At 46.4% G+C, this 14,218-nt stretch carries 8 protein-coding genes; 4 read left to right on the top strand and 4 right to left on the bottom strand.

The window, feature by feature from the left end; all coding sequences use genetic code 11:
- Positions 1 to 3: 3 nt before the first annotated feature.
- The 4 genes from BacF7301_RS10505 to BacF7301_RS10490 are packed head-to-tail and all read left to right on the top strand — an operon-like array spanning position 4 to position 6,218.
- Entirely contained in the window at positions 4 to 1,527 is a 1,524-nt protein-coding gene (locus BacF7301_RS10505; protein WP_167962567.1) for a glycoside hydrolase family 28 protein, read from the top strand.
- Positions 1,478 to 2,053: a DUF4450 domain-containing protein gene (locus BacF7301_RS10500; protein ID WP_167962565.1), complete on the top strand. Its 576-nt coding sequence runs from the start codon at positions 1,478 to 1,480 to the stop codon at positions 2,051 to 2,053. Before BacF7301_RS10505 ends, BacF7301_RS10500 begins: the two co-directional genes overlap by 50 nt.
- On the top strand, positions 2,050 to 3,453 hold the full coding sequence (locus BacF7301_RS10495; RefSeq protein WP_167962563.1) for a rhamnogalacturonidase: 1,404 nt from the start codon (positions 2,050 to 2,052) through the stop codon (positions 3,451 to 3,453). The genes BacF7301_RS10500 and BacF7301_RS10495 overlap by 4 nt, the downstream gene beginning before the upstream one ends.
- On the top strand, positions 3,453 to 6,218 hold the full coding sequence (locus BacF7301_RS10490; protein ID WP_167967170.1) for an alpha-L-rhamnosidase: 2,766 nt from the start codon (positions 3,453 to 3,455) through the stop codon (positions 6,216 to 6,218). The genes BacF7301_RS10495 and BacF7301_RS10490 overlap by 1 nt, the downstream gene beginning before the upstream one ends.
- Positions 6,219 to 6,504: 286 nt before the next feature.
- Here the strand turns inward: BacF7301_RS10490 and BacF7301_RS10485 are convergent, their stop codons facing one another.
- The 4 genes from BacF7301_RS10485 to BacF7301_RS10470 all read right to left on the bottom strand — a co-directional run bounded on the left by BacF7301_RS10485 (position 6,505) and on the right by BacF7301_RS10470 (position 14,145).
- Entirely contained in the window at positions 6,505 to 7,677 is a 1,173-nt protein-coding gene (locus BacF7301_RS10485; protein WP_167962561.1) for a MalY/PatB family protein, read from the bottom strand.
- A gap of 183 nt (positions 7,678 to 7,860) precedes the next feature.
- Positions 7,861 to 9,132, bottom strand: a complete 1,272-nt coding sequence (locus BacF7301_RS10480) for a hypothetical protein (protein WP_167962559.1) — start codon at positions 9,130 to 9,132, stop codon at positions 7,861 to 7,863.
- 124 nt (positions 9,133 to 9,256) lie between these two features.
- Positions 9,257 to 10,930: a RagB/SusD family nutrient uptake outer membrane protein gene (locus BacF7301_RS10475; protein WP_167962557.1), complete on the bottom strand. Its 1,674-nt coding sequence runs from the start codon at positions 10,928 to 10,930 to the stop codon at positions 9,257 to 9,259.
- A gap of 29 nt (positions 10,931 to 10,959) precedes the next feature.
- Complete coding sequence (locus tag BacF7301_RS10470; RefSeq protein ID WP_167962555.1) at positions 10,960 to 14,145, bottom strand: SusC/RagA family TonB-linked outer membrane protein; 3,186 nt, start codon at positions 14,143 to 14,145, stop codon at positions 10,960 to 10,962.
- Positions 14,146 to 14,218 lie beyond the last annotated feature (73 nt).

Genomic DNA, 14,218 nt, shown 5'->3' with positions numbered 1-14,218 from the left:
GATATGAAAAGAAAAAGCATCCTTCCCCTACTCGTAGCGGGCTCGTTTTTTATAGCATGTACTCCAGCCAAACAAGCAGGAAGCAACAGCTTCGAATGGGGACAGGTTCCGCAGCAACCGGATTTGTCGTGGGCGGACAGCGTAGGAAGCCGGAAAACTCCCGGAAATGACCTAATTTTATCCGCTAATTCTTTTGGCGCAGTAGCGGACAGCACAGTGCTCAGCACGGAAGCTATCCAGAAAGCAATCGACAGTTGCGCCGTCTCCGGCGGGGGAACCGTCACTCTCCAACCCGGATTTTATCAGACCGGGGCACTGTTCATTAAAAGCGGTGTCAACCTGCAACTGGACAAAGGCGTCACCCTACTCGCCAGCCCCCATATCCACCATTATCCCGAATTCCGTTCGCGCATTGCGGGTATCGAGATGACATGGCCGGCGGCAGTGATAAACATTGTCAATGAGAAGAACGCTGCTGTCAGCGGAGAAGGAACTCTGGACTGCCGGGGAAAAGTATTTTGGGACAAATATTGGGAAATGCGCAAAGAATACGAAACGAAAGGATTGCGCTGGATTGTAGATTACGACTGCAAACGTGTGCGGGGTATTCTTGTGGAACGCAGTTCGGATGTCACCTTAAAGGGATTCACGCTGATGCGTACCGGCTTTTGGGGATGCCAGATTCTTTATTCCAACTATTGCACCATAGACGGACTGACGATTAACAATAATATAGGCGGTCACGGCCCGAGTACGGACGGCATCGACATAGATTCTTCCTGCAACATTCTGATAGAGAACTGCGATGTAGACTGTAACGACGACAATATCTGTATCAAATCGGGACGGGACGCAGACGGTTTGCGGGTGAATCTTCCTACGGAGAACGTGGTGATTCGCAATTGCATTGCCCGTAAGGGTGCAGGACTTATCACCTGCGGCAGCGAAACTTCCGGCAGTATCCGGAATGTATTGGGCTATAATCTTGAAGCTGCCGGCACTTCCGCCGTGCTCCGTCTGAAAAGCGCCATGAACCGCGGTGGGACAATCGAAAATATCTACATGACCAATGTAAAAGCCGAAAACGTCCGCCACGTACTGGCGGCAGACTTGAACTGGAACCCCAGTTACAGTTACAGCACGCTGCCCAAAGAGTATGAAGGCAAGGAAATCCCGGAACACTGGAAAGTAATGCTAACTCCGGTGGAACCAGCCGAAAAGGGATACCCACGCTTCCGCAACGTATATGTATCGCGGATTAAAGCCGAAAACGTAGACGAATTTATCTCCGCTTCGGGTTGGAACGACTCTTTGCGTCTGGAAAATTTCTATCTTTACGCCATCGAAGCACAGGCTAAGAAACCGGGCAAAATCTGCTATACGAAGAATTTCAACCTGTCGGAGATTACATTGGACGTAACAGAGAAAGACGCTATCGAACTAAAGGAAAATGAACAAAGTAATATTAAATTCAACTATGCTGAAACAACTCCTGACCATCGTACTGCTGGGAATCTTGCTCATTGATGCGCAAGCACAGTCTCTGACACCGCCCGCCGGTACTTTCAAGCTGGGAATATCGAAAGGAAACGAAAGCCACTGGCTGAAACCTAAAGAAAAGACACCCGGGATTACTTTCCAATGGAAAGCCTTGCCCGATACCCGCGGATTTATACTGGAAATAGAGGTGGCATCCTCTCCCAAAGCCGATGTCTTATTCTGGAGCTTCGGCGATTGCCAACCGGATGCGGACGTGAATGTGTTTAGCGTGGAAGGACAGGCTTTCACCTGCTATTATGGGGAAAGCATGAAATTACGGACTGTACAGGCAGTCACTCCCACCGATGATATCCGTCTGAGCAACGGGCACAAGGACGAAACTCCCCTGATGCTTTATGAATCAGGTAAAAAGACCGACCGCCCCGTACTGGCGGGACGTTGCCCGCTCGTTCCCGGCAGCAGGATTTATTTCTGCTTCTACGAACAGAACGAGAAGGCGGATTATAACTACTATATGTTACCGGATATTTTTGCCCAAACCGACAAAAAATGAAAAGGATATATTTACTATTCAGTCTCTTAGTGGGTTGCATCTACAGCTATGCAGCCATCTACAACGTGAAGGATTTCGGAGCCAAAGCGGATGGAAAAACGATTGATTCTCCCGCCATCAACAGCGCGATTGAGGCTGCCGCACAAGCCGGTGGCGGAACTGTTTACCTGCCTGCCGGAGAGTATGCATGTTATTCCATACGGTTAAAAAGCAACATTCACCTGTATCTGGAACAAGGCGCACGCATCGTTGCCGCCTTTCCCGGAAAAGAGGAAGGATATGATACCGCTGAACCGAACGAGCATAATAAGTTCCAGGACTTCGGGCACAGCCATTGGAAGAACTCTTTGATTTGGGGAATCGGACTGGAAAATATAACCATCAGTGGTTCCGGACTTATCTACGGTAAAGGATTGACCCGCGAAGAAAGCCGTCTGCCGGGTGTAGGCAACAAGGCTATCAGTCTGAAAGATTGCCGGAATGTGACGCTCAAGGATTTGTCCATGCTTCACTGCGGACATTTCGCCCTGCTCGCCACCGGGGTAGACCATCTGACTATCTTGAATCTGAAAGTAGATACCAACCGCGATGGATTCGATATTGACTGTTGCCGGAATGTGCGTATCAGCCAGTGCACGGTAAATGCTCCCTGGGACGATGCCATTGTATTGAAAGCCTCTTACGGGTTAGGGCGTTTTCAGGATACGGAGAATGTGACTATCAGTGATTGTTATGTGAGCGGTTTTGACCAGGGAAGCGTAATGAACGGAACCTGGCAACTGGACGAGCCCCAGGCTCCCGACCACGGTTACCGCACGGGACGTATCAAGTTCGGCACAGAAAGTAGCGGCGGATTCCGTAATATTGCGATTACTAATTGTATCTTCGAGCATTGCAGGGGTCTGGCATTGGAAACCGTAGACGGGGGACGTCTGGAAGATATTGTTATCAGCAATATCACGATGAGGAATATTGTCAATGCTCCTATCTTTCTGAGACTGGGCGCACGTATGCGCAGTCCGGAAGGTACGCCCGTAGGTACAATGAAACGTATCCTTATCAGCGACATCAATGTATGGAATGCCGACAGCCGGTATGCTTCCATTATCAGCGGCGTGCCGGGTGCTTGCATCGAGGACGTCACTTTCCGTAATATCCACCTATATTATAAAGGTGGATACAGCGCGGAAGACGGCAAGCGTGTTCCGCCCGAACAGGAGAAAGTATATCCCGAACCGTGGATGTTCGGCACGATTCCCGCCAAAGGATTTTATATCCGCCATGCACGGAACATCACTTTCGACGGTATCCGCTTCCATTTTGAACAACCGGACGGACGACCGCTCTTTGTAACCGATGATGTAGAAAACATAGAATATTATAATACGCCGAAAGAATGATGAATAAGAAACAATTGATATTCCTCTGCCTGCTTGCAACAGGCGGAGTTGTACAAGCACAACAGTGGCCGGACGTTCCGGCAGAAGCACGTCCCGGCACCCGATGGTGGTGGCTGGGAAGTGCCGTAGACGAAAAGAATCTGACATACAACTTGGAAGAATACGCACGTGCCGGCATGGGTGCGGTGGAAATCACTCCTATCTACGGCGTGCAAGGGAATGACGCAAACGATATACAGTTCCTCTCCCCCCGTTGGATGGAAGTGCTCAAGCATACACAGGCGGAAGGTAAACGCACAGGTGTCGAAATCGACATGAATACGGGCACGGGCTGGCCTTTTGGCGGGCCGGAAGTCAGCATTGAAGACGCAGCTACCAAGGCAATCTTCCAAACTTATGAAATAGAGGGCGGCAAAGAGATTGCTCAGGATATCAACGTGACTGATAAAAAACAACAGCCATATTCCGTATTAAGCCGGGTAATGGCTTATAATGAAAATGGCGAGTGTCTTAATCTGACTTCTCATGTCAAAAAAGACAAGTTACAATGGAAAGCCCCTGCCGGTAAATGGAAAGTGGTAGCTCTCTACATTGGAAAGACACGGCAGAAAGTGAAACGTGCAGCACCGGGCGGGGAAGGATACGTCATGAACCACCTGTCAAAGAAAGCTGTCAAGAACTATCTTTCCCGCTTCGACCGTGCATTCAAGAGTAGCAAGACAAGCTATCCACATACATTCTTCAACGACTCTTACGAGGTGTATCAAGCAGACTGGACAGACGATTTCTTGGAACAGTTCGCCCGCAGACGGGGATATAAACTGGAAGAGCATTTCCCTGAATTTCTGGATGAAAGCCGTCCCGAAGTCAGCAGACGTATCCTGTCCGATTATCGGGAGACGATTTCCGACTTGTTATTGGAGAACTTCACCTGTCAATGGACAGACTGGGCACACAAAAACGGTAGCATCACCCGCAACCAGGCACACGGCTCACCGGGTAATCTGATTGATATTTACGCAGCCGTAGATATTCCCGAATGTGAAGGATTCGGACTGTCACAGTTCCATATCGAAGGATTGCGTCAGGATTCACTGACCAAAAAGAATGATTCGGACTTGTCTATGTTGAAATATGCGTCTTCGGCCGCACACATTGCAGGTAAGACCTATACTTCTTCCGAAACATTCACTTGGCTGACGGAGCATTTCCGCACTTCCCTATCACAATGCAAGCCGGATATGGACTTGATGTTTGTTTCCGGTGTCAATCATATGTTCTTTCATGGGACACCTTATTCTCCGAAAGAAGCCGAATGGCCGGGTTGGTTGTTCTATGCGTCTATCAATATGAATCCGACGAATAGTATCTGGCGTGACGCTCCTTCTTTTTTCAATTATATCACCCGCTGCCAGAGCTTTCTGCAAATGGGACGGCCGGATAATGATTTCTTGATTTATCTTCCGGTATATGATATGTGGAACGAACAACCGGGACGATTGTTATTGTTCACCATCCACCACATGGATAAACTGGCTCCCAAATTTATTGATGCTATCCACCGCATCAACAACAGCGGATACGACGGGGATTACATCTCCGACAACTTCATCCGCAGCACGCGTTTCAAGGACGGACAGTTGGTTACTTCGGGCGGAACGGGTTACAAAGCATTGGTAGTGCCTGCCGCCCATCTGATGCCGGATGATGTGTTGGCGCATCTTGTAGAACTGGCAAAACAGGGAGCTACTATCGTATTCCTCGAAAACTATCCGACAGATGTACCGGGATATGCCCGACTGGAACAGAAACGTAAGAGTTACCAACGTACGCTCCGTCAACTTCCGTCTGTCTCTTTCTCCGAGACAACCGTCACTCCGGTTGGAAAGGGAAAGATTATCACAGGAACGGATTATGCGCGCACATTGGCCAGTTGCCATATTCCTTGCGAGGAAATGAAAACTAAATTCGGCCTGCAAACTATCCGGAGAGTGAATGACACAGGACATCATTACTTCATCTCTTCCCTGCAAGACAAAGGAGTGGATGGCTGGGTTACCTTAGGAACGCATGCAATCGCAGCCGCCCTCTTCAACCCTATGACCGGGGAATGTGGAGAAGCCCTTATCCGCCAGGCAGACGGCAAGACACAAGTTTATCTGCAACTGAAATCCGGCGAATCGGTTATCCTGCAAACTTATCAACAGCCTTTACAAGCTTCCAAACCGTGGAGATATATAAAGGAACAACCTTTCAGTCTCAGCCTTGACCATGGCTGGAAACTGCACTTTGCCGAAAGCAAACCGGAAGTTCAAGGTACATTCGACATAGACCGCCCGTCTTCATGGACAAGCATCAATCATCCGGCAGCCAAAATCAATATGGGAACCGGAGTGTATTCATTGGATATCGAGCTGCCTGCTCTAAAAGCTGACGACTGGATACTTGACTTGGGCAATGTACGCGAAAGTGCCCGTGTCCGCATCAACGGACAGGAAGCGGGTTGTGTGTGGGCAGTACCTTATCAGTTGAGAGTAGGTCATTTGCTGAAATCCGGAAAAAACCACATCGAAATAGAAGTCACTAACCTTCCTGCAAACCGAATAGCAGAACTGGACAGACAGGGAGTGCAGTGGCGCAAGTTTAAAGAAATCAATATTGTCGATTTAAACTATCGCCCGGCTAATTACGGGCATTGGAGTCCGCTGCCTTCCGGCTTGAATAGTGAAGTGCGGTTGATTCCGGTAGATTTGATGCAGAAGTAAGTGTTTATCTTTATTTGATTTCTTAACTTCTTAATCCAAAAGACAAGCCCCTTTTCCGAATTTAGTAGAAAAGGGGCTTATTTTATAATTTAGGTTAGTCTCTACTTCTTTATCTCTGATTACAGGACAATACACAAGCATTTCTAGCTACATAGTAATCAACTGATTACGCTCTTATTTTTCTCAAAATATTTTCATACCTATGAGAAAATATTCTCATCGTGATGAGAATTATTTCTCATTTCGGTGAGAATAATTCTAGTGTAATAATCCCATTCCAAAGAGGTTACTTTAAGCTTATTACCGCCTGTTCCAACTGCTTCAACGCACGTTCTAATGTAGCACGCGGACAAGCAATATTCAACCGCATAAAGCCTTCGCCTTCCTTACCAAATGTTGCTCCGTCGTTCAATGCCAGATGAGCATCTTCTATGAAAAGGCGGTTCAGTTCTTCCTGATTTAGTCCTAATTCGCGGCAATCTAAAAAGATAAGGTAGGAAGCTTGCGGACGAATCATCTTGATGGCAGGAATATGCTCTTTCAGATAGTTTTCGGTGAAGTCTACATTTTCCTTGATATAAGCAAGTACTTGTTCAAGCCATTCCGTACCATGACTGTAAGCAGCCGCTACACTTAGGTAAGCAAACAGATGCCCTTCACTGAACTCGCTTGCTTCCATATATGTCTGGAAACGGTGACGAAGCTCCTCATTTTCTATGATTACATAAGAGCTTGCCAACCCCGGCATATTAAACGCTTTGCTTGGAGACATAAAGACGAGTGAATTCATCCGCGCTTTTTCCGAGATAAGAGCGAACGTAGGATGCTTGTATGGCGGCAAAGTCAAGTCGGCATGAATCTCGTCAGAGATGATTAATGTACCGCTTTCATAGCAAATATCGGCTATTTGAGCCAGTTCCTCTTTTGTCCATACACGTCCGCCCGGATTATGAGGGTTACTCAAAATAAGCAGTTTGCAGCCCTGAATATCTTGGCGGAAACGGTCAAAATCAATATAATATTGTCCGTCTTTCAGCACTAACGGACTGAATACGACTTCTCGTTCGTTCTTCTGAGTTACCAAAAAGAATGGATGATAAACAGGCGGCATCACCATGACCTTATCCCCTTTCTGCGTAAAGCAGTGGATAGCAAAAGCCAATCCACGAACAATGCCGGGAGTAAATGTCAGCATCTCCTCACTTACCGTCCACCCGTGGCGTGCCTGTAACCAGTTGATAATGGATTCCGACCATTCTTTGCAGGCAAAAGTATATCCGAGCACTTCATGCTCCAGGCGTTTTTTCAAAGCGTCTATCACAAAAGGGGCTGTACGGAAATCCATGTCAGCTACCCACATCGGAATCAAGTCCTTGCGTCCCCAACGACTTTCTACCGCATCCCATTTTACGGAATCTGTACCGTTACGGTTTATTATTTCATCAAAATTATAGTTCATACTGCATAATGTTGTTAGGTTATGTGTATAATAAACAGTTAGCAAAGATAGTTGTTTTCGTGGTATTACCGAAAGGCAGTCTCTAATTTTATATGCTCTATCAAAATATAGAGGGCCGGAGCAATATAGCATCCGACCCTCATATTCATACCCTGAAAAAAACTAAAAACCTATTTGTATTTATTATTCATTCCAACGATGCACTATAAATCCACGCTTACCATCTTCTGTTTTTAAAGAGATGAAATAGACATGCGGATGGCTCGTCGGACCTGTACCGATACGTTTTTCCAAAATAAACTCGGTCAGTTTAACGGCAGAGGCTGTTTTGTCTGTGTACGAAGTCTTAGTGTCATTGATAGTCGTTTCAAACTTCGGATTACGGTTAGCAGCATTCACACAATTTAAATTGTTTGCCCAACCACCGTTAAAGTAGACATAATATGTATCTTTCACTTCACCGTTTTGTTGATACCAGTACATATCTTTTGGCGTTGCATAAGATCCGTTACTGGAAACTCCGACCGTGTTAATATCGGCACGATAACCATCCCAATAAATACGTGGCGTCGGGTCGTCGAGATTGAGTGGTACCCATAAGTCTATAGAACGGCTTTCCTTTTCCTGGTCGGTCACAGTGATGGTTGTACCACCATCACCTACCACGGTAACAGTTACTGTGGTGCCGGATATTGCCACAGTAGCTACCCCCTCATTCTGAGATTTAACGGTATAGCCGCCATTACCGGAAGTGATATTGAAAGAAATCTGTTGAGGCGTACCCTCGTACACATATTCTCCCTCAAGAGTCCCCTCTTTATCAAACAGAACAGGGCGAATCGGATTCGTCACCCGCACTTTAAGAGTAGCTGACATGTTTCGGGAATCTATCACAGTAATCGTTGCCTGATCGACATTCGCTTTACCGCCAAGTATCAGTTTATATCCTCCTGTTACGTCGGGGTCTTCCACAATTTCAGCGCTGATGGCTTCAGGAGCTGAATTAGTTACTGTATAACCGCCATTACCGGTCAGGATTTTCATTTCACGAAGAATAACACCGTCATTATCCAGACGCAATACTTCCACTCCCTCCGGAAGCGATTCGAGTGTCAGTTCCTGAAGTTTACGTACTTCAACCGTCATGAGAGCACGATTGTAGCTATCATCCGAAAGGCGAACGATGGTGCTACCTATGTCACCGCCTGTCAACAGTATTTCGTTGCCGACCACCTCGGCAGTCACCACATCCTCATTATCACTCTCTACACGATAATTCACACCGTCCAAACCAATACCGATATGCAGGACTTCTCCCTCAACGAGCACCGGATTGTGCGTAGTAAGCGGAACATTGACATAAGGGTAATACACATCTTTGTCATTTTCACATCCCGTCATCAAGCAGAGAAGAGCCAGAAAAGGGATAAAGGATAAATATTTTATTTGTTTCATTGATTCAAGATTTTTAAAGCCCGATTAAATCTCCCCAAGGGAATATCCGGACAGACTGTTAGTTTTATCAAGTTCTGCAATATCCCGTCTTATTAAAACAGAAAGAAGCATAATTACTATCCCATTAATAATTAGGATTCTGATACATTCCGTCTTTATTCGTCGAGATCTGTATCTCGCTCAACGGAATGGGGAACAAATAATTCTTATCACTGTCGAAGCTGGTTTTCGTCGTACTAAAACCATTACGGTTTTCCAGGAAGTGCTCAAGCATACCGGTACGTGCCAGGTCATACCAACGCCAGCGTTCGAAGCAAAGTTCACGGGCGCGCTCCAACAAAACATCTTCGAGTGTATACGTATCGTAATTCCCAAATCCGGGGGTATCGTCTTCAGTGACAGCAACTCCCTGATTTAATCCGCGGGCACGTTGCACGATGCGATTCATTGCTTCCACACCCTCATCGGACGGTGAACCGTTGTTCAACATCAAATCGGCTTCGGCATACATTAGCAGTACATCGGCAAAACGCAGTACGAGGATATTGTTCGGACAGTTGGAATACACAAAGTTGGTATGTTCATCTTTCCAGGTAGCTCCCCAACGATATTTGGTGACACCACTGTTCGTTACAGACTTCGCATTGTCTCCGGGTTGCGGTTTACCGCTTAGCTCCGTCATGGGTTTCTGTGCTATCGGGCTATTATTGGTCTTATCAAAGTCAATCACATAATCGGCCAGATTCCACTCCCGACGCTTGTCGTAACCATTGGCATCATAATAGTTCCAGAATGAGGGAACATATTTAAGGTTACATTGTCCGGCAATGGCATTTGTACGCCAGCCGCCGTAAAGTTTCTGTCCGTCGGTATTAATTGCACGGGCACCATATTCTTTCGGCCATTGTGAGCCATAAGGATTCTGTGCGCTAAACTGTATTTCCCAAATCGTCTCTTTATTGATGTTCTTATTTTCAATTTTAAAGACATCTCCGTAGACCGGTTCCAGGTCACGTCCGCTGTTGGTGATTACATCTTGCAACAGTGCCAATGCATCACCATAAAGTTTTTTATCTGTCTGTTCAATCTGCTCGTAACCGGCTACACGATCGGCGGCACGTGCCGAAGCCATCGTAATATATACTTTTGCCAGCAATGTTTTGGCAGCCCAGTAATTCGCCCAACCGCCATCTATTTCTTTAGGCAGAACATCTTCGCCCAAACAGAACAATAAATCATCTTCAATGAGTTGATAAACTTCTGCTACCGGTGTACGTCCCATGTCGTAAGTCAGCTCCGTCACATGATCGGTCATCAAAGGCACGGCTCCGAAAGTCTGCACCAGGTTGAAATATCCCCATGCACGTAAAAAGCGTACATTAGCCACATAGCGGTTAATTAGTTTAGCTTCTCCTTCGATTCCCTGTGCTTTGTAGATAACAGTGTTGCAGGCGGTAATCAACCGGTAGTAGCGAAACCAGAATTGCTTGATACAGCCATCGGTAGGCGTATATGTGTAGCGGTCGATAAAACCACGCAGGTTCGTTTCATTGGGATACATACACTCGTCCGTACCCACCATACCGACAAATAACGGGGTATTGGTGCCGACGTTATACATATAGCGCAGCGTAGAAAACGCACCGACTGCCCCTACTTTCAAAGATTCGACAGTCTTATAGAAAGTTCCTTCATCGAATTCAGACTCCGGCTTCTCTTCCAAGAAATTGGTACAAGACGAAACGGAAGTTCCGAGTAGGAACGTAGTAGCCAATAATAGTATGATATATTTTTTCATGGAATTCAATATTCAGGGTGTTAAACAAATCAGAAAATAAAATTGAAACCGACAGAATAAGAACGATTGCGCGGATAAGCACTGTAGTCGAGACTCGGCATCAAGTCGCCCGTCTGTCCCTGACGAGTGTTTACTTCCGGGTCAAATCCCGTATATTTAGTAAATACGCAAAGGTTCTTGACCGAAGCAAACAGTTTGATGTTCTGCATACCGACTTTCTTGGCTACTTTCTTTCCAAGTGCGTAGGCCAGCGTGATGTCTCCAATACGGAGGAACGAACCGTCTTCAAGCATCTTGGATGTACAGTAGTTGAGTGCCACCCCACCCGGCATACGATATTTGGCTTCGTTGTTACCGGCAAAGAATACGTTACCATCTGCATCATAAAGTGTCGGCGACCAGGACTTGGTATTCATTTCAGCAATCTGATTATGACCGTCACGTCCACTTGTCAATGAATGAAGGTTGGCGTTGAAAACAGTTGCTCCGTAACTGAACTGCATAGCTACGCTCAATGACAGGTTCTTATAAGAAACTGTGTTCGTCAAACCGCCTGTGAAATCCGGTTCGCCACTTCCCAGTAATACGAGGTCGGCAGAAGTGATTTTACCGTCACCGTTCTGGTCGCGGAAGCGATAATCTCCCGGACGTATGCTGGCAATCTTCTGTCCGAGCACTTCGGTAAGCCCTTGTTCATTGATTTCGTGCTGTGAAGCATACACACCGTCAATCTTATAACCATACCACTGTCCGAGGCTCTTGTTCTTGCGGATCATGACAAAGTTTCCTGAACCGGGAATAACTCCCGGGTCGAATCCCATTTCATCACCAGGGCCGATATCAAGCACTTTCGAACGGTTGAAGCCGATGTTGGCATTCAAGGTCCAGTTCCATTTCTTAGTCAGAATAGGGGTAGCATCCAAGGTAATCTCAATACCCTGATTGCGGACTGCTCCGATATTGGCCCATCCCTTTTCGTATCCTGTAGCCAATGCTGCATTCTTTTCAATCAGCAGGTCGGTGGTCTTTTTGCGATAAACATCCACCGTCATTGCCAGGCGGTTTTTAAAGAAAGACATATCCAGTCCGAGATTGACCATATCCGTTGTTTCCCAACGTAATGACGCGTTTGCCGGCCTGTCAATGCTGGCGCCGTAAGAAAGATCGGAACCGTACATCGGATAGAATGAAGAAGCGATTGTTGAAAGGCTGCGATAAGAAGGAATGGCTGTGTTACCACTGCGACCATAACCGAAACGCAACTTAAGGTTATAGAAGACTCCCAAGTCTTTCACAAACGACTCTTCGTTGATACGCCATGCCAGACCAACTGACGGGAATCCCGCCCATTTATTACCGGCACCGAAACGTGAAGAACCATCGGCACGATAGCTGGCTGTCAGCAGATAACGTTCCTTATAATTGTATTCGGCACGTGCAAGGAATGATGCCATATTCCACTTGACAATTGAAGATGTCGGTATCTGTGGAGTGACGCCCATCCCCATTCCATTCACACCAAGGTTGAGTGAAGGGAAATTCTGCGTTTCAGTACGCACTGTATTATTGTTATAGGTTTCAAGCGTGCTACCTGCCAATACATTGAGACGATGTCCGCCTTTCCAAGAATTGGTGTAGGTAAGAAATGCTTCTCCAGAGAGCTTTTTAATTCCGGCATTGCTGACAATGGCACGTCCGTTCGCCTTAAATCCCTGTTCGGTATTAGCGGGATAAAACACATCTGTTTTTTGATGGTTGTCCTCATACGTACCTGCTACACGCAGTGAGAGTTCGCGAAGTATTTTCCATTCAACTTGCATACGTGCTGTCAGATTATCTTTGTAGCGATTGTTGGTAATATCACGCACTTGTACGTATGGGTTGGAAACCACTTGTCCCTCTTCACTACCTGTACCTTCGGTAATACCGGATGAGGTAGCAGAATTCAAAGGCGACTGACGTAACAATTTCACCATCAGACCATCGGAACTGCCGGTTGCCAAACCGGAATTTTTAGTTCTTGAACCTGATATGTTGGCGGTCAGAGTCACGTTAGTACTCAATTTCTGAACAAGGTTAATTCTTCCCGTGAAACGTTCGAAACCGGAATTAACAACGATACCTTCCTGGTTGAGATAGCCTCCGGATATCGAATAGCGGGTATTCTTATTACCACCTGAAACGTTGACGCGGTATTCCTGATACAGGGCATCGCGGAACATCAAGTCCTGCCAGTCGGTATTTGTACTACCTGGGGCACCATACGACTCCCAGTCTGCATAAGTTGAACTTTCGGGAAGTACCCAATAGTTACCGTCACCGTTCGGATTGTCACGATAGACAATGCCATCGCTCATGGTCGACGGATCGGTTCCGTAGGGGTAGTATTTCCATCCGGTCTTGTAACGCATTAACGCATATTCCGAAGAATTGAGCATATCAAATTGGCGTACTGCCTGCTGCATACCTAAATTAGCATACAACTCCACCCGTGTTTTTCCATCATTGGTTCCCTGGCGTGTGGTAATCATGATGACACCGTTCGCACCACGCGAACCATAAATAGCGGTTGAGGAAGCATCTTTTAGAATTTCAATGGATGCCACATCGCCCGGATTCAGAGAAGAAGCATCTTCACAAATCACACCGTCGATAACAAAAATCGGGGCACTTGAAGCATTAACGGACGATGCACCACGAATACGGATGGTGTAATCGGAACCGGGAGCACCGTCATTCTGCACAATCTGCATACCGGCTGCCTTACCTCTCATGGCATCTTCGAGTGATGTGATGGCACGTTCGCTCAATGCATCCTTACTAATAGATGATATGGAACCTGTCAAGTCCGAGCGACGCATAGAGCCGTAACCGATGGCTACCACCTCTACATCTCCTAAACCAATCACGTCCTCTTCCATAATAATATTGATCTGTGTACTATTGCCTACGCGATGATCTACAGTTTTCATACTAATCATCGAGAAAACAAGCACCGACTGTTTCGACGGTACATTTATAGAGTATGCTCCATCGATATTGGTAATCGTGCCGCGCGTTGTTCCCTGCACAACAACCGAAACTCCCGACAGTGGGTCTCCCTCCAGATCCGTTACTTTACCGGTAACAGTCAGAGTCGTTTTTTGTCCCATAACATCTATTGCCAGAACAGATGCCAGGAGCATAATCATACATAATGAATAGAGTTGTTTCATTGGGTATTAATTTTTTAGGTTACTAAAAGAATACTGTTTTTTTCTCAAATATATGGGTGAAATGATTAGAACT

This window comes from Bacteroides faecium, from assembly GCF_012113595.1.
In the GTDB taxonomy this organism is placed as follows: Bacteria; Bacteroidota; Bacteroidia; order Bacteroidales; family Bacteroidaceae; genus Bacteroides; species Bacteroides faecium.
The sequence above is the reverse complement of the archived record's forward strand: the minus strand, read 5'-3'. Positions and strand labels throughout refer to the sequence as shown.

What these genes read in the sequence shown, in the direction of transcription:
- BacF7301_RS10495 (WP_167962563.1), top strand. Translation starts at nt 2,050, where the DNA reads ATGAAAAGGATATATTTACTATTCAGTCTCTTAGTGGGTTGCATCTAC.
- BacF7301_RS10505 (WP_167962567.1), top strand. Translation starts at nt 4, where the DNA reads ATGAAAAGAAAAAGCATCCTTCCCCTACTCGTAGCGGGCTCGTTTTTT.
- BacF7301_RS10480 (WP_167962559.1), bottom strand. Translation starts at nt 9,132, where the DNA reads ATGAAACAAATAAAATATTTATCCTTTATCCCTTTTCTGGCTCTTCTC.
- BacF7301_RS10500 (WP_167962565.1), top strand. Translation starts at nt 1,478, where the DNA reads ATGCTGAAACAACTCCTGACCATCGTACTGCTGGGAATCTTGCTCATT.
- BacF7301_RS10475 (WP_167962557.1), bottom strand. Translation starts at nt 10,930, where the DNA reads ATGAAAAAATATATCATACTATTATTGGCTACTACGTTCCTACTCGGA.
- BacF7301_RS10470 (WP_167962555.1), bottom strand. Translation starts at nt 14,145, where the DNA reads ATGAAACAACTCTATTCATTATGTATGATTATGCTCCTGGCATCTGTT.
- BacF7301_RS10490 (WP_167967170.1), top strand. Translation starts at nt 3,453, where the DNA reads ATGAATAAGAAACAATTGATATTCCTCTGCCTGCTTGCAACAGGCGGA.
- BacF7301_RS10485 (WP_167962561.1), bottom strand. Translation starts at nt 7,677, where the DNA reads ATGAACTATAATTTTGATGAAATAATAAACCGTAACGGTACAGATTCC.